The following is an 18,332-nucleotide window of genomic DNA, read 5'->3' on the forward strand; positions in this document are numbered from 1 at the left end:
GCCAAGGTTAGTTGCGCTTGAGGGCTGCGGCGATGAGGCCGTCGAAAAGCGGATGAGCGTGGGTGGGGCGTGACTTCAGCTCCGGGTGCGCCTGCGTGGCCACGAGGTATGGGTGTACGTCCGTGGGGTACTCGACGAATTCGACGAGCTTGCCGTCCGGCGAAGTGCCCGAGATAACCAGGCCGGCTTCTTCGAGCTGGGCGCGGTAGGCGTTGTTGACCTCGTAGCGGTGGCGGTGGCGCTCGGTAACTTCGGTAGCGCCGTAGAGGCGCGCGGCGACGGAGTCTTCGGCAAGCTTCGCCGGGTAGGAGCCCAGGCGCATGGATCCGCCCAGGTCAGCCTCACCGGAGACGGCCTGGAGCTGTTCCTCCATCGTGGCGATCACCGGCTCGGCCGCGTTCTCGTCGAACTCGGTCGAGGACGCGCCCTCAACACCCGCAGTACGCGCCGCCTCGATGACGACACACTGCATACCCAGGCAGATTCCCAGCAGTGGCGTGCCGGTTTGCTTGGCGTAGCGGATGGTCGCGATCTTGCCTTCAATGCCGCGACCGCCGAAGCCGCCGGGGATGACAATCGCGTCAACGCCGGCCATGTTCTTCTTCAGCCCCTCCGGGGTTTCGCAGTCATCGGAAGCGACCCAGCGGATATTCGCCTTCACGCGGTGGGCGAAACCTGCGGCACGCACAGCTTCCGCGACGGACAGGTAGGCGTCCGGCAGGTCGATGTACTTGCCGACGAGCGCCACCGTGACCTCGCCCTTCGGGTTGTGGACGCGTTCGAGCAGGTCTCCCCACACGGCCCAATCCATGTCGCGGAACGGCAGGTTCAGGCGGCGGATGATGAAGGTGTCCAGGTGCTCTTCATAGAGGACCTTCGGGATGTCGTAGATGCTCGGAGCATCCGGGCAGGACACCACGCCCTCGCGGTCGATGTCGCACATCAGCGCAATCTTGTTTTTGAGGGAGTCGGGGACGTCGCGGTCGCATCGCAAAACGACGGCATCGGGAACCAGGCCAATCGAGCGAAGTTCGGCCACCGAGTGCTGGGTAGGCTTGGTCTTCAGTTCCTTGGAGGGGCCGAGGTACGGAACCAGTGACACGTGCAGGTAGAAGACGTTCTCGCGGCCGACGTCGTGACGCACTTGCCGTGCGGCTTCCAGGAAGGGCTGCGATTCAATATCGCCGACGGTGCCGCCGATCTCGGTGATGACCACGTCGGGCTTTTCGCCGTTTGCGTCGGCATTGCCCATAGCGACGATGCGGGATTTGATCTCGTCGGTGATGTGCGGGATGACCTGCACGGTCTGGCCGAGGAATTCGCCGCGGCGCTCCTTGGCGATGACTGAGGAATAGACCTTGCCGGTGGTGACGTTACCGCCGGCGGAGAGGTTGCGATCGAGGAAGCGCTCGTAGTGACCGAGGTCCAGGTCAGTTTCTGCGCCATCTTCAGTGACGAAGACCTCGCCGTGCTGGAAGGGGTTCATGGTGCCCGGATCCACGTTGAGGTAGGGATCGAGCTTTTGCATAGTCACTTTGAGACCACGCGAGGTGAGCAGGCGGCCGAGCGAAGCCGCAGTTAAGCCTTTGCCGAGGGAGGAGGCTACGCCTCCCGTAACGATGATGTATTTCGTAACCACGGGACTTCAGAATATCGCTTGCGCGGGTGTGAACGCAAGCGACTTTTCATAATGGCGGATACTACTTACGCAACTAGGTAAGACTCTCGAAGATCATGGTCGCCTGGATGCATAAACGCGATCACGTCGTTACCCTCGGGGCTATGACTGATTTAACGAATAAGACCATTGCAGTTTTGGCCACTGACGGATTCGAGGACTCCGAGCTGACTAGCCCGACTGAGGCCGTGAAGGATGCCGGTGCGACCGTGCACGTTATCTCCACGGAGGAAGGCTCCATTGAGGGCAAGAATGGCACGAAGGTCGATGTCGATAAGCTCACCAGCAGCGTTTCTGCCGATGATTACGATGCCCTGATTCTGCCTGGCGGCACCGTGAATGCAGACCAGATTCGCATCGATAAGGATGCCGTGGCTTTGGTGAAGGGATTCGCCGCAGCTAACAAGCCAATCGGCGTGATTTGCCACGGCGGTTGGATTCTCACCGATGCGGATGTGCTGAAGGGCCGCACTATTACCTCCTACATCAGCGTCAAGACTGACCTGATTAACGCTGGCGCCAACTGGGTCGATGAGGAAGTTGTCGTTGACGGCAACCTGATTTCCTCCCGCACCCCGGCTGACCTTGAGGCTTTCAACAAGGCGCTCGTAGAGAACTTCTAACCCACTCGCCTGCCCCAAGACTCATCAAGGAAGGCTGTTGCCATGACTTCGTATTGGGATAACCCAAAGTCACTGTGGGATCAGATTCCACAAAATGATGCGGAAGAGGCTTCCGAGCAGCAGCCGTCCGCGGCTGAGCAGCCTTCCGCGGCTGAGCAGCCCTCCGCTCCTGAGCAACCTCCCACACCTGAACAGCTTCCGCCACAGCAAGGACGTTATCGGGGACTGCTCTCGCACAACAGCATCGTTATCCAGCAGATTCGAAATTTCATGGCGGATGATTTCGACATCCTGGACACCGAGGGCAATTGCGTCGGCAAGATTGAAACTACTGGCGGCACGCTGAGCCGCATGTTTATGGGCTCTCGTCGTCTGACAGTGTCCGAACCAGACGGCACTCCTGTGTTCGTTATTACCGATCCAACCGATTTCGCCCTTGACAGCTACGAGGTCTACTACCCCGACCCGCAGGCGACATCCTCTGAAGGCAAGCAGCAGACTGGAGCAGAGGCTTCGCGTCTACTGGCAACTATTCAGCAGAAATTTGCGTTCTTTAAGCGGCGGCTGGAAATTTCCATCCCCGGTTTTGCCAATTGCGAGGTCGACGGCGACGTTTGGCATTACGACGCAACCTTCAAGATCAATGACATCGAAGTTGCACAGATGTCACGCAAGTGGTCGGGTTTTACAAATATGCTAACCGGCAATGAGCGCTATGTGCTCCAGCTCAAGGATGATTTGCCGCCACAGCTACGCGCTGCCATTATTGGCGCGGCCATTGCCCTGGATTTGATGGCGAAAAAGGCGCGTTCCGACAGCTAGTAGCTACTGCCGACAACGCGCCCTATCCCTTGTCCGGTTTTACTGCCGGTTACTGTCGCGCTCGCGACTATCGCTACCGCGATTCCGCAGCCTGAGCAATGCGTCCGTCGATTTCCGTGATGCCATCAGAAACGGCATTGACATGTTCAGGGCGAACACCGGCATTGTCATTGATGCCGCCTTCCACAACGGCGGTTACCGGTACACATGGAACCTCAACATTGCGCCCCAGCGCATTAGCTACCAGCGCAATTGCCCGCGGCGAGAAAGTTAGACCAATGTGGCCCGACAGGTCCGCCGAGCAACCGTCCTGCAGAAGAATGTTGTTGGCGCTCGGTGCCTTCCACTGGCTTGCAGCCATTGGAGTGACGGCTTCATCAACCTGGGTAGAGATAGCAACATAGTTGACACCCGACTGCTCCAAGCCGCCCTCATTCATCTTGGCCATGAACTCGCTATGCTGCAGCAGATCCACCAGGCTCGGGCTGACAATGTACCCCGCAGCCTTATTGCCAGCGTTGTCGAACTGGTCGAGCTGCTCCAAACCATAGGAGATACCGAGCAGCGATGTGCCGTGCAGGACGCCCGCCAGGGACACAACCGTGCCTATACCCCGGCCCTGCTCCTGCTTGGCGTAAGCGGCAGCCAATGTGCCACCAGCAGAGTGACCAACAATATCGACGGCGGTTGCACCAGTTTCCGCCTTGAGAGTGTCAATCTTCGCAGTCAACTCAGCCAAAGCCGTATCCAGCGGGGTCATGTTGCGCATGGTTGGAATAGAGCCAAGCACCGAAAACTCGTCAGGCCCCAGCTTGCCGACGTTAAATGCGTACAGGCACTTCCCCATTGCCTTTAGCTCCGGTGCCATGCGCGCATAGGTCTGGTACGAGTTCGAGTTCATCCCGTGGATCATGACCACCGGATTCTCACCAGGAGCAGGAACACACTGCACATTTGCGCCCTCGGGACTGATGTTTTCCGTCATCCCCTGATTGACCATGACGGTGGGGAAATCATTTGCCTTTGGCCCCCACTCGCCCATTTCCGTCCAAGACAGGACCTGATTATTACCAATTGTCGAAGTCGGTGAGGCAGCCGCGATGGGAGCGGCCGCCAGAACGACACCAGCTGCGGCTACCAGTGCTGTGGCCGACCGTGCCAGCTTCGAAAATGCCCGATGAGTGCCCATGATTACTCCTTGCGTAGAGCATTGAATAGTAAAACGGTTCCAATAAGAACTACGGCATTGGCAAGAGCCAAAAATTACAGGCTATGAATCGTTTTCGTAATCTGAAAGGCGATCAATGAAAGCCCTTCAAAAGGGTTAATAAAATGTAAACTAAATATAACTATAATACTATTCACTTAGAGGTTTGCAGGCTTTTAAGGTGATATCGACCACAGGCCAAAACAAGCCACACTTTCTTTGCAATCCCCGGGATTGCTGCCGATGTCCAAATCGCCGATAAGATTAAACGTCCGTTTCGCGATCATGCCGGACCGCCATCGATGCGGGGCTCTACACCTCCAGCGAGGAAACCACGTCACCGATAGCAGAACTCGGGGAAAACACCTTTTCACCTGCCTGTACAGCAAGGTATCTCACATGGACAAGGGATAAACTTTCGCCCTCACACTGACTATTCCAGCACTGTGCCTTTCGGCTTGCTCCAACGGAGAACCGGAAAAGCACCGGAACCAACTACCGTTACAAAAACTGTCACCAGCCCAGAAAGCAGCACAGGGTCGGTCAGATGGAAGAGTCGTAACTCTCATCTTGCACTGGCCAGGACCCCTACATGTTGCGCCACCCCGAACCGGGCGCTGCGGTCAGCTACGCACTCCAAAACGCGAAGAGCCGTCCTGGTTCTTTCCGTTGAATAGTGCCAGTTTACTGGCCGGGTGACGGTGAGGGCCCTGACAGTGCAGGTCACGACCATGATGGTGGCCCTGATCAACCGACCAGATACATCAAGCCGCCCTGCGCTCTTTTCTCGAACGTAATCCGAGCATTGTTCCCGCCGGTGCAACTGGCGGTGGCATAGTCTGTTCCGGAATTGCAACTCAACGTGTACGTCTCACCGGTCGTCGGGCTTGATGCGGTGACCGTAGTCCTTCCCCACGGTGCGGTCACGGTCGGGTCGGGGGCCACGCCCGGTTCCCAGCTGCCGGGCTGCAGCGCCTGCTGGGCGACGTTCATGGCGAACCCACAACTGGTGGCGCTACCGGCGGTGACCGTCACTCCGTCGACCGTGCCACAGGTCGTTCCGGTCTGGCCAGGAGAGGCAATATCAGACTGGGGCAGGTTGCCACCTGCGGGCGCTGCAGTGTCGTCCCCGTCATCATCACCACCGTGACTGTCGTCGCTGCTGGGTGGTGGGGTGGGATTCGGACCGTCTCGGTCATCATCTGCGGGGGCGTGCTCGGTCTCACCGATATTGTCCAGGGGCGCACGGTCTTCGGTGGAAGTCCAGTCGATATCGGTTTGTGCGTCCTCCAGGTCGGACGGGATCTGGTCGGAGCGGTAGTCCCAGGTCTGCGTCTCGATCATCTCGTCACCCTGCAGTTCCCACCGTGACGTGGAGAACTGTCCTGTACCAGCCTGACCAGAGGTTTCCAGCACGCCGCGGTGATCAGCGTCAACGTGGGTCGCTGCTCGGGCACCGCCAGCGGAGGAGGCCCCGTCAGCGAACAGCTTGTCCGTCTCGACCAGCTCACCATTGTGGACGGCGAAGACCTTGCTGATGTTGAAACTTGGCGACAGCGCCCTGACCATCATCTCAACCACCCCGTCGCCATTGATGTCAACCAGGGAGTACTCGAACTCACCTGTGGGGTCGTAGAGCATGGCCGACTCGCTGGAGAACCGGTCGGTGTCCAGGTTGTTGTCGAGGACCTGGTTGTACAGCTCGCGTAGTTCGGCGTTCTGGTCGTCCTCGACAGCTCCGGTCGTGGCCGGTTGTGTGGCGTCGGTGCTGTTGTCGGTGCCGTCATTACAGGCGGTCAGGGACGCCGCCAGGCCAACGGCGACGGCGACGGCTGCCGCTCCTGCGGCGAACTTCTTGCTGATCGACATGGGGAAAACTCCCGACGGCGTTGCGTTGTTCGGCATCGTAGCAGATAGATCGCATGTCAGCGTGTCGGTTATGCCACCGGGGTTGACATATGTGGTCTGTTCAATCTCAGGTTTAATGGCTCTTCGCGTTTGCAAGTGACTCAGAGCAGGAGAAGGTCTGCATTGGCTAAACCTTTCTGTTATCGATGGAAGCCACGTGCTAGATGCTGCCGATACACGCTCGTAAATAATGTTGACCTAATGCTGCAAAACGGAAACTAGTTAGGTCATAATACTACTTATGTCTAAGTTCTCTGAGGTTCTGGATCAGCTGCGCGAGAATCAGCCAAAGGCAAAGTACGGCATCGCGTTTGAGAAACTGATGGTGAATTATTTCCGAACGGATCCGACTCTCAAGAACGAGTTCGATGAAGTCGTCCGTTGGACGGACTGGCGCTACAACGGTGGCAAGGTGGATACCGGCATTGACCTCGTAGCGCACCGTATTGAGGACGATTCCTGGACTGCGATTCAGTGCAAGTTTTACAAGCCGACCACACGAATCGATAAATCGAACCTGGACTCTTTCTTCGAGGCATCGGGCCGTTCCTTCGATACCGAGAAGGGGCCCGAGCACTTTAAGAATCGCCTCATCATCTCGACAACCGATTTGTGGTCGTCACATGCTGAAGAGGCTCTAGCCAACCAGCTCATCGCCACAAATCGCATTGGGATGGCATCCATCGCGGAGTCTCCAATCAACTGGGACGTAGCGTTCCCAGGCTCCGAGATTCAAATCAACTTGTCCCGGCACGAGATCTTTAAACCTCGCCCTCATCAGCAGACTGCGATTGAAAAGACTCTGCAGGGCTTCACGACGTACGACCGCGGCAAACTGATTATGGCCTGCGGGACGGGCAAGACGTTTACTGCGCTTCGCCTCGCTGAAAAGGTTGCGGAAAACAATGGCGGAAAAGCTCGCATTTTGTTCCTCGTACCATCAATTTCTCTACTGTCGCAGACCTTAAAGGAATGGACTGCACAGGCTGGCGTTGATCTTCGCAGCTTCGCAGTCTGCTCTGATTCGAAGGTTTCTAAGAAGGCAGAGGATATTTCCTCGTACGACCTTGAGGTTCCTGTTTCGACGAACGGTGCCGATATTGCCGAACGCTTTAGCGTCGGCAAGCGGGCGAAGGGTTTGAACGTAGTATTTTCCACTTATCAGTCGTTGCCGGCCGTTCATGAAGCGCAAGCGCATGGGTTGGAGGAGTTCGACCTGGTTATCTGTGATGAAGCACATCGCACCACGGGCGTGACTCTGGCAGGCGAGGAAGCTTCGAACTTCACCAAGATTCACGACGCCACCTACATCAAGGCCGCCAAGCGCCTCTACATGACCGCGACACCACGGTTGTTCGACGAAACTGTCAAGGGGAAGGCCGCCGAGCACTCCGCCGAACTGGCATCTATGGACGATGAGGCTATCTACGGCCCGGAATTCCACCGCCTCGGCTTCGGTGAAGCAGTGGAGAAAGGCCTGCTCACGGACTACAAGGTGCTTGTCATGACGGTCGATGAGTCCGTTGCCGCCGAAGCAATGGCTCGTGGCGCTGGGCAAGAAATCAATCTGACATTGGCCTCGGCGATGATTGGTGCCTGGAACGGCTTGGCTAAGCGTTCGGGCGCGTTGCAAGGAAAGAAAGGTGGCTTCGACAAAGGCTCCGAACCGATGCGCCGGACGGTTGCCTTCGCCCGCGATATTAAAACTTCCAAGCAGATTGCAGAGTCGTACCCGCTGCTAATCGACAATTATCAGCAGTCTATGAAGGAGAAGGCAGCGCTGAACGACGTCTCCACGCAGAACATTGACCTCCGCGTAGCTGTCCAGCATGTCGATGGTGGCATGAATGCGATGGAGCGCAGTACGCGACTGTCCTGGATTGAGGCCCCAGTGGACGAGGATGAGACCCGTATTCTCACCAACGCTCGGTGCCTCTCCGAGGGCGTGGACGTGCCGGCGTTGGATTCGGTGATTTTCTTCAATCCGCGCAACTCAATGGTCGATGTGGTGCAGTCCGTCGGTCGCGTGATGCGCAAGTCCGAGGGCAAGGACTATGGCTACATCATCCTGCCGGTCGCGGTGGCTCCGGATGCGTCGCCGTCGGAGGCACTGAACGACAACCAGCGTTTCAAGGTCGTGTGGCAGATCCTCAACGCGTTGCGCGCGCACGACGACCGCTTCAACGCGAAGGTGAACTCGATTTCGCTCAACGAGAACCTTCAGGATGATTTGCCGATTTCCGTCCAACCAGTCGTTGATCCTGTGCAGGAGGCGAAGAAGAAACTCGCGAACAGTGAGCGGCCCCAGGCCCACGAATCCGACCAGGTCACCGCCCAACAGATCGCGCTGTTCTCGCTTGAGCAGTGGCAGGAGGTGATCTACACCAAACTGGTGGACAAGGTGGGCACCCGCACCTACTGGGAGGATTGGGCCGACGACGTCGCTGACATCTCCCAGGCGCAGGTCACCCGTATCCGGACGCTGCTTGACCAGGCGGATGCGAAACTGCGCGGTGAGTTCGACACGTTCGTGGAGGGCCTGCGCGGCAACCTGAACGACTCGATCTCTGAGGACGAGGCGATCAGCATGTTGTCCCAGCACCTGATTACCGCCCCAGTGTTTGATGCCCTGTTTAGCGAGCACGACTTCGCCGCCCACAACCCAGTCTCTCAGGTCATGCAGCGCATGGTCGACGCTCTCGACGACAGTGACCTGGATGCCGAGACTGACTCGCTGGAGAAGTTCTACGCCTCGGTGCGGGTGCGCGCCTCGGAGGTTACGAGCGCTTCCGGTAAACAGCAGGTGATTAAGGAGCTTTACGAGCGCTTCTTCCAAAAGGCGTTCAAGCGCGACGCTGACAAGCTGGGCATTGTCTACACCCCGGTGGAGATCGTGGACTTTATCCTGCGCGCCGCCGACTATGTGTCGAAGCAGCACTTCGGCCGGGGTTTAAGCGATGAGAGCGTGCATATTTTGGATCCGTTTACGGGCACGGGCACGTTTATGGTTCGCCTGTTGCAATCCGGGTTGATTGATCCGAAGGATCTGGCGCGCAAGTACGCCAACGAGTTGCACGCCACCGAGATCATGCTGCTTGCCTACTACGTGGCGGCGGTAAATATCGAGACGACGTTTAACGCGTTGCAGGCCGAGGCCGCACAACGCGAAGGACTGCCGGAACCGGAGTATGTGCCGTTTGAGGGCATCGCGCTTGCCGATACGTTCCAGATCCACGAGGAAGGCGACATCCTCGACCTCACGGTATTCAAGAACAACAACGAACGCATCGTCCGGCAGAAGGAGGCCCCGATCAATGTCATCGTGGGCAACCCGCCGTACTCGGTGGGCCAGACGAGCGCGAACGATAACAACGCGAATGTGAAGTATCCGACGCTGGATGCGCGGATCGCGGAAACGTATGCGGCGAAGTCGACGGCGACGAACAAGAACTCCCTGTATGACTCGTATTTGCGTGCGTTCCGGTGGGCCACCGACCGGATCGGGGATCAGGGGGTTGTGGCGTTTATCGCAAACGCTGGTTGGCTTGATGGCAACACCAGTGACGGTGTCCGTCTGTCGATGGCGGAGGACTTCACGGACCTGTACGTGTTGAACCTGCGTGGTAATTCCCGCATGGCTGGTGAACAGGCTAAGCGCGAGGGCGGCAATGTGTTTGACATTCGGGTTGGCGTTGCCGTGCTTATCGGCGTGAAAGATCCTTCCAAGTCGGGGTTCCGCCTACACTATGCGCAGACTGCTGATTATCAGAAGCGTGATGAAAAACTAGCGTTTGCGGAAAACTCGACAGTGGATCAGATTCAGTGGCATTCAATTACCCCAAACCAGCACGGTGATTGGTTGAACCAGCGCAGCGACGAGTTCGCGACCTGGCCGGTCATCGGCGAGAAGAAGGGCGATGCGACGAAGTTCTTTGGTACCCATACCGCAGGCTTAAAAACTGGCCGTGATGCGTGGTCGTATTCTTCTGCGACCGCCCAACTCGTAGAAAACATTGGAACGCACGTTGCAAACTACCGCCAAGCCCAAGAGGTGTTGCGAAGCGAAGGGTTTGATGAAAGCAAACGGGGTGTCGACGCGTTGTTCGCGCAGCACCCTGAGTTGGTCGACAGCACGCAAGGTTCGTGGAACCGCAGCTTGAAACAGGAGCTAGCCCGTGGAACCAAGATTACGGTTGATACGGACCGTGTGTACACCTCGTTGTACCGCCCGTTTTTCAAACAGCGCAGTTACTTTGCGAAAGAGCTCAACGACATGGTGTATCAGTTGCCGTCGATGTTCCCTACGCAGCAACACCACAACATCGGGTTTGATGTGATGGCGCCACGCGAAGCAGTTCCATTTGCGTTGTTGGCTACCGATGTACTCCCGGATCTTTCGTTCTTTACTTACACGGCCCAGTACTTCTCGCGTTTCACCTGGGAACCCGTGGATGCTGAAGATGGTGGGTTGTTCGGCGAAGGGGCGTCGATAAGCGAGGGCGAGTCCTCAATCTATGGGCAGGTCGGCGAGGTCGTTGCGGGGTATGTGCGCAAGGACAACATCACCGACGAGATCAAGGCGCTCTACCGCGACGCCCTGGGTGCGGATGTAACCGGTGACGATATCTTCCACTTTGTCTACGGCAAGCTGCACGACCCGAATTATCGGGAGGCGTACGCGGCGGATTTGAAGAAGATGCTGCCGCACATCGAGACGCCGGGTTCGCGGGAGGAGTTTGATGAGTTGGCGCGCGTCGGCAAGGAATTGATGGACCTGCACGTCGGTTATGAGGATGTGGGGCCGTACCCGCTGGACATCGCGGTCAAAGGCAACGAGTCCGACCCGGATACCTGGCGTGTGTTGAAGATGAAGTGGGCACGCAAGAAGGACCCGGAGACCGGCAAGAACGTCAACGACGTAACCAAGCTGATTTACAACAAGCGCGTGACGATAAGCGGTATCCCGGCTGAGGCTAACGAGTATGTGTTGGGGTCGCGTTCTGCGTTGGCGTGGCTGATTGATCGTTACCAGGTGAAGCGGGATAAGGCGTCCGGGATTGTGAATGACCCGAACGATTGGTCCGATGAGGTTGGCAACCCGCGCTACATCGTGGACCTAATCGGCAAGGTGACGCGGGTGGCGGTGGAGACGGTGCGGATCGTGGAGGGACTGAGGTAATACACGGATGAGTGCCCGAGAGATCTCGAACGACATTGAACACATCGTTGCCCTGCCACCCACCGAAGGAATTCACCATGCCCTCGGGGCAAACCATGACCTGGTGACGGGCCTCGATGAGTTGGTCGATAACGCCATCGATGCGCACGCCCAAAACGTGGTGCTTCACTTCCACGTCGATGGGTTCCGTCTGGTGCAGGTCGGCATCCACGACGACGGCACCGGCATGTCCGTGCAGCAGATGCAGGAGATTCTCCGCCTCGGTGGGCACCAAGCGCGAAACAAGAAGAACATCGGCCGGTACGGGATGGGCATGAAAGAAGGCTCGTTCAGCAACGCGGAGATCGTTACCATGGTGTCGCGCCAGCGCGGTCAGCACTCTGCCGGTTACGAGCTGCGTAAAGGAAGCTTTGATGCCGGCGTGTTAAGTGAGCGCTCCATCATGGACGTCTGGAACCTTCGCGCAGACATGCTCACTCTCAAGCACGGAACCAGCATCGTGTGGAACAGCCTTACCGATGTCTACCGGGGTGAGGACGAAGCACAAGGCCTCGGCTTCATCTCTAGCACGCTGGAGAAAGTACGCCGCCACATCGGTATCCGGTACCACCGTTTCCTCGAGGACGGCAGCCTCAGCGTCTCGATGTTCACCCGCTGGGACGATGCCGACTGGGCACCGACCCCCGCAGTAAAACCAATCAACCCCGTCGGCTACAGCCGCTCAGCGCGTAAAGACTACCCGCGCACACTCACCGTCGGCGGAAAACCAGGCGCCCCGGGTGTTACCGCCCACATCTGGACCAACCGCTCCACAAAGGATCAGTTCATACTTGAGGGCAAGGACGCGATGGGTCACCAGGGTTTCTACTTTTACGACGCCGACCGCCTCCTCACCAGCGGTGGCTGGAGTGGCTTCCGCCGTGACAGTAAAGACACGAAGCTGCTCCGAATCATTATCGACGACCCACAAGTGATCAACGAGTACCTCATGGTGAGTCCGCAGAAGCGTTCCGTGCGTTTGAGCGAAGGCTTCCACAGGTTCATCGATGCCCTCCGGGACGTCAAAGATGCGGAATGCACGTTCGATGACGTCTGTACAGACGCACGCGACGTCCTCCGGGAGTCCAACCAGAAGTCAGGTAATGCCGATCAGATCTCAGAAGCAGGTGTCGGAATCGCTCCGGAGGTGAAACGCGCAGTTGAGGAGCATGCGCGCCTCCGCTTCACCGAGCCAATCGACATCAAATACAAACCACTGCCGAGCGAAGATTTCATCGAAATCGATCAGCCCAACCACTGCATTTACATCAATTCGAAGTATCGCAAACTCATTAACCCCGGCAGAGGCTCGCTCAATGACGCGCCGATTGTCAAGACGCTGTTGTACCTTCTCTTTAACGATGCCGCCGTTCAAAAACGAACTAAGAAGTCGAATGCGAACGTGGAAGTGTGGAACGCCCTTCTCACCGCCGCAGCGCAAGCAGACACGAATAGTAGGAGCCAATAATGGATTTCAGCAATATTAAGAACGCAATCTCAGATCTGTATGACGCACGAAGTCTTCGTGTCCGCCCTGCGATTCATCAGGGAGTCGAACTTCTCACCGGCACCACACTCAGCGACGACCAGCTCCGCGCCTACCTCTGTAAAGGCTCGCCCGCGGACGTCCAACCGCTCGTTTCTTACATCACCGAGATCGCAAATGCTGACGGAGCGACTCTCGACCCGAAAACAGCAACTGCACCGAACTCCGCCGAGCGGATCGCATGGGTTTTGGAACAGTTGCACCTTGGCAAGTTCTCTGGGGAAATCGACAAGCTGCTCGTGTCCCCGGAACCTTCGGTGATTGTTGACCAGGCTTTTGATGATTGGTACACCCCCGAGCGTGCTGCCAAGAACACAAACTATTGGACCGACTACAAGAATGTCCTGTCCCGCAATAATTGGGATGCGGCCTCCATCGCCGCCGTTGACGAGCAAGCAACGGAGGTGCTTCGCCGTCTCACCGACCCGACGAAGGCTGAGTACCAGTCTTCCCGTGGCCTAGTTGTGGGCTACGTTCAGTCGGGAAAGACTGCGAACTTCACTGCGCTTGCCGCTAAGGCCATCGACGCCGGGTATCGCTTCATCATCATCCTTGCCGGCACGATGAACAACTTGCGCGAGCAGACGCAGCGCCGAATGGATAAGGAGCTGTGCGGTAAGGAAGCAGTGCTCGATGGCTTGGATTATGAAAACCTCACGAAGGAAGAGGTGAAGTACGAGACCTACTTTAACGAGGACGAGGAGTGGGAGCGGGACTGGAATGACCGTGGTGGTGCGTTCCTGAGCCACGGGCCGCGCTACGGCGAGCCCGGCTTCCCACGTATCCGCCGCGTCACAACGTCGAAAATTGACTACCAGCGCAAAGGCACCAACACCATCGATATTGAGCGCCCGGACAAGTCAAAGCCGATGTATGACCCAGCCAACCTAGAGAATATGAAGTGCTTGGTTGCTGTGGTGAAGAAGAATGCCACCGTTCTGCGCCACTTCAACTCAGATCTACGCCGTGCCGCTGGTGCAGATCCCGAGTTTAAGAACCTCCCAGTGCTGGTCATCGACGATGAGTCCGACCAAGCGTCGATTAACACCCGTCCGCAGAAGAACCGTGGGAGTAAGGAGGAAGACGACCGTACAGCAGTGAACAAGCAGATTACCGAGATCCTGCAGAACTGCCCGCGCGCACAGTATGTCGGCTACACCGCTACCCCATTCGCCAACGTGTTCATCGACCCCAACGACCCGGTTGATCTGTACCCACGCCACTTTGTGCTAATGCTGCAGGAGCCGCCAGCGTATCGTGGTGCGCGTTGGTTCCACGACCGCGCAGAGTTCGCTGATGGGAGCGAATTCCCGACGATTCGGAACTCGCAGAGTAAGGCATTCATCCGCGATCTCATCGACGAAAGTTCAGTGAGCGATGAGTTTTATGACGAAACGCGCAGGGATGAGCTCCAAACAGCCCTGGATATGTTCGTTCTCACCGGCGCCCTGAAGAAGTACCGTGAGGCGAAAGACCCGAAGTATTCCTTCCGTCACCACACGATGCTGGTCCACGAGGGCGTCGATACTGCCATTCACCAGGACGCAGCGCAGATGCTCCGTGAACTGTGGAGGGAGCGTGGTTATAATCTTGGCCGCACGATTCCCGAGATGAAGAAGCTCTTCGAGACTGACCTCTTGCCTGTCATGCAGGAGAAACGCTACAACCCTGGCTACCCGTATCCCGAGCGCTATGAAGAGTTGTTGCCGTTCATCAACAAAGCGTTCGCAGAGATGATGGTTGGCGTCACCGATAGTTCGGGGCCGGTGATGCAGGTGGACACGGAAGGCAACGACTCCCCGAACTTCGAGGCCGGCAAGGTCTGGAAGGTCTTGGTCGGTGGCGCGAAACTATCGCGTGGTTACACTGTCGAGGGTCTCACCGTCTCTTATTTCCGTCGCAGAGCGGGCAGCGCCGACACGCTCATGCAGACCGGGCGCTGGTTCGGGTTCCGCAAGGGTTACCAAGACCTCGTTCGGCTCTACGCACCTGCTGACCTGGTCGAGATGTTTGAAGCTGCCATGCATGACGAGGAAGTCTTCCGCGACAATATCAAGGCGTTCTCCGAGCTTGACGACGACAACGCACCTCGTCTCACCCCGATGAAGCTTGCACCGCTCGTCCGACAATCGTTGCCGTTCCTGAAACCAACGGGCAGTTCAAAGATGTTCAACGCGTACATCATGAAGCAGGCAGCAGCACCCCACCCGGTGGAGTTCAACTCCATCCCCGTCCGGGAGCAGAAGGAAGCGTTGTGCCAAAATTTCGAAAATGTCGCGATCCCCATGCTCAAAAAGATGAATCCGGTCCCAGTCTCAGCTGCCTTCTACCGCAAGGAAGGCAAGTGGAAAGATGAAGTGACCCACCGTCACGGCATGAAGGATTATTACTGCGGCACGATGCCTGCCCAGAAATTCATTCAGATCCTCGACGCAATGAATTGGAACGAGTCTGTGAATTACAAACACAACATCGTCCAACCCCTCATTGAGTACCTCCGCGGTTTGCTGGGGAGAGGACGCCACGCTGACCCATCTCGCTCCGACTTCCTTGAGGTAGGCATCCTGCTCCCCAAGAACAAAAAGTGCGGGAGCACTCCGGAAACCGTCAGCATCCCCGGCGTTCCCTTCGACGTGCCTCTCGTGGTGCGTAAACGCCGTGAAGGCCGTAACGACATCACCGGTACAGACAGGAAGGATACCTACGTCCTCGAAAGTATTGCCTCCGGCAATCCAATCTCGGTCCACCGGCAGCCCGAAATCGAAGCAATGGCCAAGGACGGCATACACGTCAATGCGAACTACGACCCAGGCGCCGAACCGTTCGACATCACAGGCGAGCAAGCCAACAAACGTGCTGCCGTGTTGTTGACCCTTTTCGACGACCGCGACCCCGCCGACGTCAACCTCGCCAAGAAACTTGGCACCTACACAAAACCGGACTGGTCGAAGGGCGAGATCGGCGTCGCCATTGCGGTTGGTTCGCCACACGCTGCCATCAAGGGCAGCGAGGGCTTCCTCGAGTGGGGCGTACACCTGGCCGCGCCTGAGGGAGAGGAGGAATCCCCGATCGTTGACGTCAGTGCCGTCGATGGTGTGAAGTGAATGTGCAAGGCTAAAACGCCGTCGCTAACTTCCGCACCCATTTGGCTCGCAGCGCCTTGGAGTTTTCGAGGCGGAGGAGGTTTCGTCGAGACCTCTACTGTTTCTGCCGCTTCTGCCGAATGATATAGGCCAGCGTTCCTATCAAGAGTACATCGGCAATGATCAAGATGGTGTAAGTGACGCTCATCTGCCACGCGCCGGTAAATACGTAGACAGTAATCGGCAGACCAAGCACCGCTAGCACTGTACTTAAGTAGAAACGGAAGCGCTCGATTCTTTCCTGCGCTTGTGCTCTATCGATCTCGCCCGTGATAGCAATTCTTTCTTTCAGCTTCTCCAGTCGAGAGTCCAAGTGCTCCTTAGTATTATCCAGAGCGAGGGTTGCGTCCGTTAGCGTGGTGTACGAGTTAGTTCCTGTGATGGGCCCCGATGACAAAGAGGGCGACCATCATGGGTACCTTTCGAATCAACTTCTACCTATCCTCGAAAGGACGACACCGATAATGGCCACTGGCGCTTAGTCTATCGACCCGACCGCGTATCTCGAAGAGCTACTCACCCAAGCATCACCCGATCTGATGAGTCAGATACTCGGTGATTTCATCAACCAAATTCTCTCCGCCCAAGCCGATACTGTCTGCGGCGCTGACTACGGCACCACCAGCGACCACCGCGTCAACCACCGCAACGGCTACCGCCACCGACCACTAGATACACGGGTCGGCACCGTCGATGTGGCTATCCCGAAACTACGTTACGGTTCCTTCTTGCCTGACTGGCTGTTAGAACGACGAACCCGTACCGAACGTGCCTTAACCACCGTGATGGGTTAAGTAGCAAAAAGTGTGTCCGCTCGGCGTGTTGCGGGGCGGGCACACCGTTTGTTACTTCATGGGGCCTTTTCTGATTCCTATCGAGTGTTCGTACTCGGTTGGGATAGCGTTGTCGTAGAAGGCTGGTCGGCCTGTTTCATGGTCGGCTTTGTTGTGGTCTTCTTCGACAAGATCGTTGACTTTGGCGAGTTGATCTTGGCCGAAATTGCACTGCCTGGCGATCTTTAATGGGTCGTCAGGCAGTTGCGTTTTCGAGTGCAGGTACCACTCGAGCATTTTTCGTTGGCGTTCCCCGGACCTGCCGCGATGCGCGTCGGCGATGCGTTTGAGCCCGGCGTTGATGCCGCCTTCCAGACTGTTTGTCGTTGAAGCCCAGCGTTGAGGCTCAAGCGCATTCGGTGGTGGCTGCAGGTAGGTAAACAGCCATCCTTTCCGTGAGAGGTGCAGCAGGGAGTTGTATGCCTTGCGAACTCGCAGATGGGTCCATTCCCACTGGTTGTTGAGTGTGCGGCGCTCTTTTGACACGGGCGTTTTCTCGTTGAGGAATGCTTTGAATACCTGTCCGAAGTCGTGCAGACGCAGCGTCCACTCCCGTGCCTGGTCGAGTGTGGTGATACGGGTCAGTTTCAACGCCAGGGCGTAGATGGCTTTGCCGGCGTCGGTGCGTGGTCGTGATGTGGTGTAGCGGCGGATGACGCGTTGCGCATGGACGAGGCATCGTTGGATTATCGCGTTCGGCCAGCAGGCTTTAATCGCAGTAAGTGCGCCTTGTCCGCCGTCGAGGACGACGCAGAGCGGCTCAGCGATTTTGCGGAGTAGCTGCGTGTAGGCGTGGGCGGTTTCGTGTTTGGTCCAGTGCCATGCGATGACGTGGTCGTGGCTGGCTGCGACGAGCAAGCATCCGGCGGCGGTGTAGGTACCGTCGATGAAGATCTGGTCGTAGATGCGCTGTGGGTCACCGTCGTTGGGGATGTCGATGAGCCAGAACGGTTTGAATCGGCGGTCAAGTGTCCAACGGCTTACCCCTTGTTGCTGGGCGAGTTCAGACAACGTTGCTGTGGAGGTGGCATAAGAGACGAAGGCTTTAAAGTCGCGGGTCTGCGTGCGGTCGGTGCGGGTTCGTGTCGTGGAACTGCCGCAGTTCGGGTCCTTGCATCGCCACCTGGTTGTGCCTTTAGAAGTGGTTCCGTTTTTCTTCATTTGCCCAGCGCATATCGGGCATCGTGGTCTGTTTTTACTCACCCGGAAAGCACACCAACCCCCGATTAGCACATGCGGGTGCCATTCCGGTGGATTGAACACTAATCGGGCGGATATAAGGTCTTGATGCTTATATCCGCCCGATTTACCCAGCCTAATCAGCAGTAATGCTGAAAGTCAGACACACTTTTTG

Annotated in this window: 10 protein-coding genes and 1 pseudogene; 6 read left to right on the forward strand and 5 right to left on the reverse strand. The window is 57.2% G+C overall.

Annotated features, from left to right (window positions below):
• Positions 1–7 precede the first annotated feature (7 nt).
• Positions 8–1,639: a CTP synthase gene (locus ADM64_RS06355; protein ID WP_049193570.1), complete on the reverse strand. Its 1,632-nt coding sequence runs from the start codon at positions 1,637–1,639 to the stop codon at positions 8–10.
• 143 nt (positions 1,640–1,782) lie between these two features.
• Between ADM64_RS06355 and ADM64_RS06360 the strand changes: the two genes are divergently transcribed.
• Together ADM64_RS06360 and ADM64_RS06365 are read left to right on the forward strand one after the other, a co-directional pair.
• A complete protein-coding gene (locus ADM64_RS06360; protein ID WP_049193590.1) occupies positions 1,783–2,301 on the forward strand; it encodes a type 1 glutamine amidotransferase domain-containing protein in 519 nt (172 codons plus the stop codon).
• Between the two features lie 42 nt (positions 2,302–2,343).
• Positions 2,344–3,123 (forward strand): LURP-one-related/scramblase family protein, encoded by a 780-nt coding sequence (locus ADM64_RS06365; RefSeq protein ID WP_049193573.1) that lies wholly within the window; start codon positions 2,344–2,346, stop codon positions 3,121–3,123.
• A gap of 73 nt (positions 3,124–3,196) precedes the next feature.
• Here the strand turns inward: ADM64_RS06365 and ADM64_RS06370 are convergent, their stop codons facing one another.
• Both ADM64_RS06370 and ADM64_RS06375 read right to left on the reverse strand, forming a co-directional pair.
• The gene (locus tag ADM64_RS06370; protein WP_049193575.1) at positions 3,197–4,312 is read right to left on the reverse strand and encodes an esterase/lipase family protein; all 1,116 of its coding nucleotides are present in this window, start codon (positions 4,310–4,312) and stop codon (positions 3,197–3,199) included.
• Between the two features lie 765 nt (positions 4,313–5,077).
• Positions 5,078–6,199, reverse strand: coding sequence for a hypothetical protein (locus ADM64_RS06375; RefSeq protein WP_049193577.1), 1,122 nt, complete (start codon positions 6,197–6,199; stop codon positions 5,078–5,080).
• Positions 6,200–6,479: 280 nt separating this feature from the next.
• On the opposite strand from ADM64_RS06375, the gene ADM64_RS06380 reads away from it, so the two are divergent.
• Genes ADM64_RS06380 through ADM64_RS06390 form a run of 3 tightly spaced genes read left to right on the forward strand, consistent with a single transcriptional unit; the run spans position 6,480 to position 16,106 of the window.
• Positions 6,480–11,417: a DEAD/DEAH box helicase gene (locus tag ADM64_RS06380; RefSeq protein WP_049193580.1), complete on the forward strand. Its 4,938-nt coding sequence runs from the start codon at positions 6,480–6,482 to the stop codon at positions 11,415–11,417.
• Between the two features lie 7 nt (positions 11,418–11,424).
• The gene (locus ADM64_RS06385; protein ID WP_049193581.1) at positions 11,425–12,924 is read left to right on the forward strand and encodes an ATP-binding protein; all 1,500 of its coding nucleotides are present in this window, start codon (positions 11,425–11,427) and stop codon (positions 12,922–12,924) included.
• Entirely contained in the window at positions 12,924–16,106 is a 3,183-nt protein-coding gene (locus tag ADM64_RS06390) for a Z1 domain-containing protein (RefSeq protein WP_049193583.1), read from the forward strand. The genes ADM64_RS06385 and ADM64_RS06390 overlap by 1 nt, the downstream gene beginning before the upstream one ends.
• 94 nt (positions 16,107–16,200) lie before the next feature.
• Here ADM64_RS06390 and ADM64_RS06395 read toward each other — a convergent pair whose 3' ends face one another.
• Positions 16,201–16,458 carry a hypothetical protein gene (locus ADM64_RS06395; RefSeq protein ID WP_152907555.1) on the reverse strand — a complete coding sequence of 86 codons (258 nt, stop codon included), beginning with the start codon at positions 16,456–16,458 and terminating at the stop codon, positions 16,201–16,203.
• A gap of 172 nt (positions 16,459–16,630) precedes the next feature.
• On the opposite strand from ADM64_RS06395, the pseudogene ADM64_RS06400 reads away from it, so the two are divergent.
• Positions 16,631–16,933: pseudogene (locus ADM64_RS06400) on the forward strand (transposase); the annotation flags it as partial.
• A gap of 57 nt (positions 16,934–16,990) precedes the next feature.
• On the opposite strand, the gene ADM64_RS06405 reads toward ADM64_RS06400, so the two are convergent.
• Entirely contained in the window at positions 16,991–18,181 is a 1,191-nt protein-coding gene (locus ADM64_RS06405) for an IS1249 family transposase (protein WP_162838042.1), read from the reverse strand.
• Positions 18,182–18,332 lie beyond the last annotated feature (151 nt).

This window comes from Corynebacterium sp. 401_CJEI, assembly GCF_001076435.1.
Lineage (GTDB): Bacteria > Actinomycetota > Actinomycetes > Mycobacteriales > Mycobacteriaceae > Corynebacterium > Corynebacterium jeikeium_D.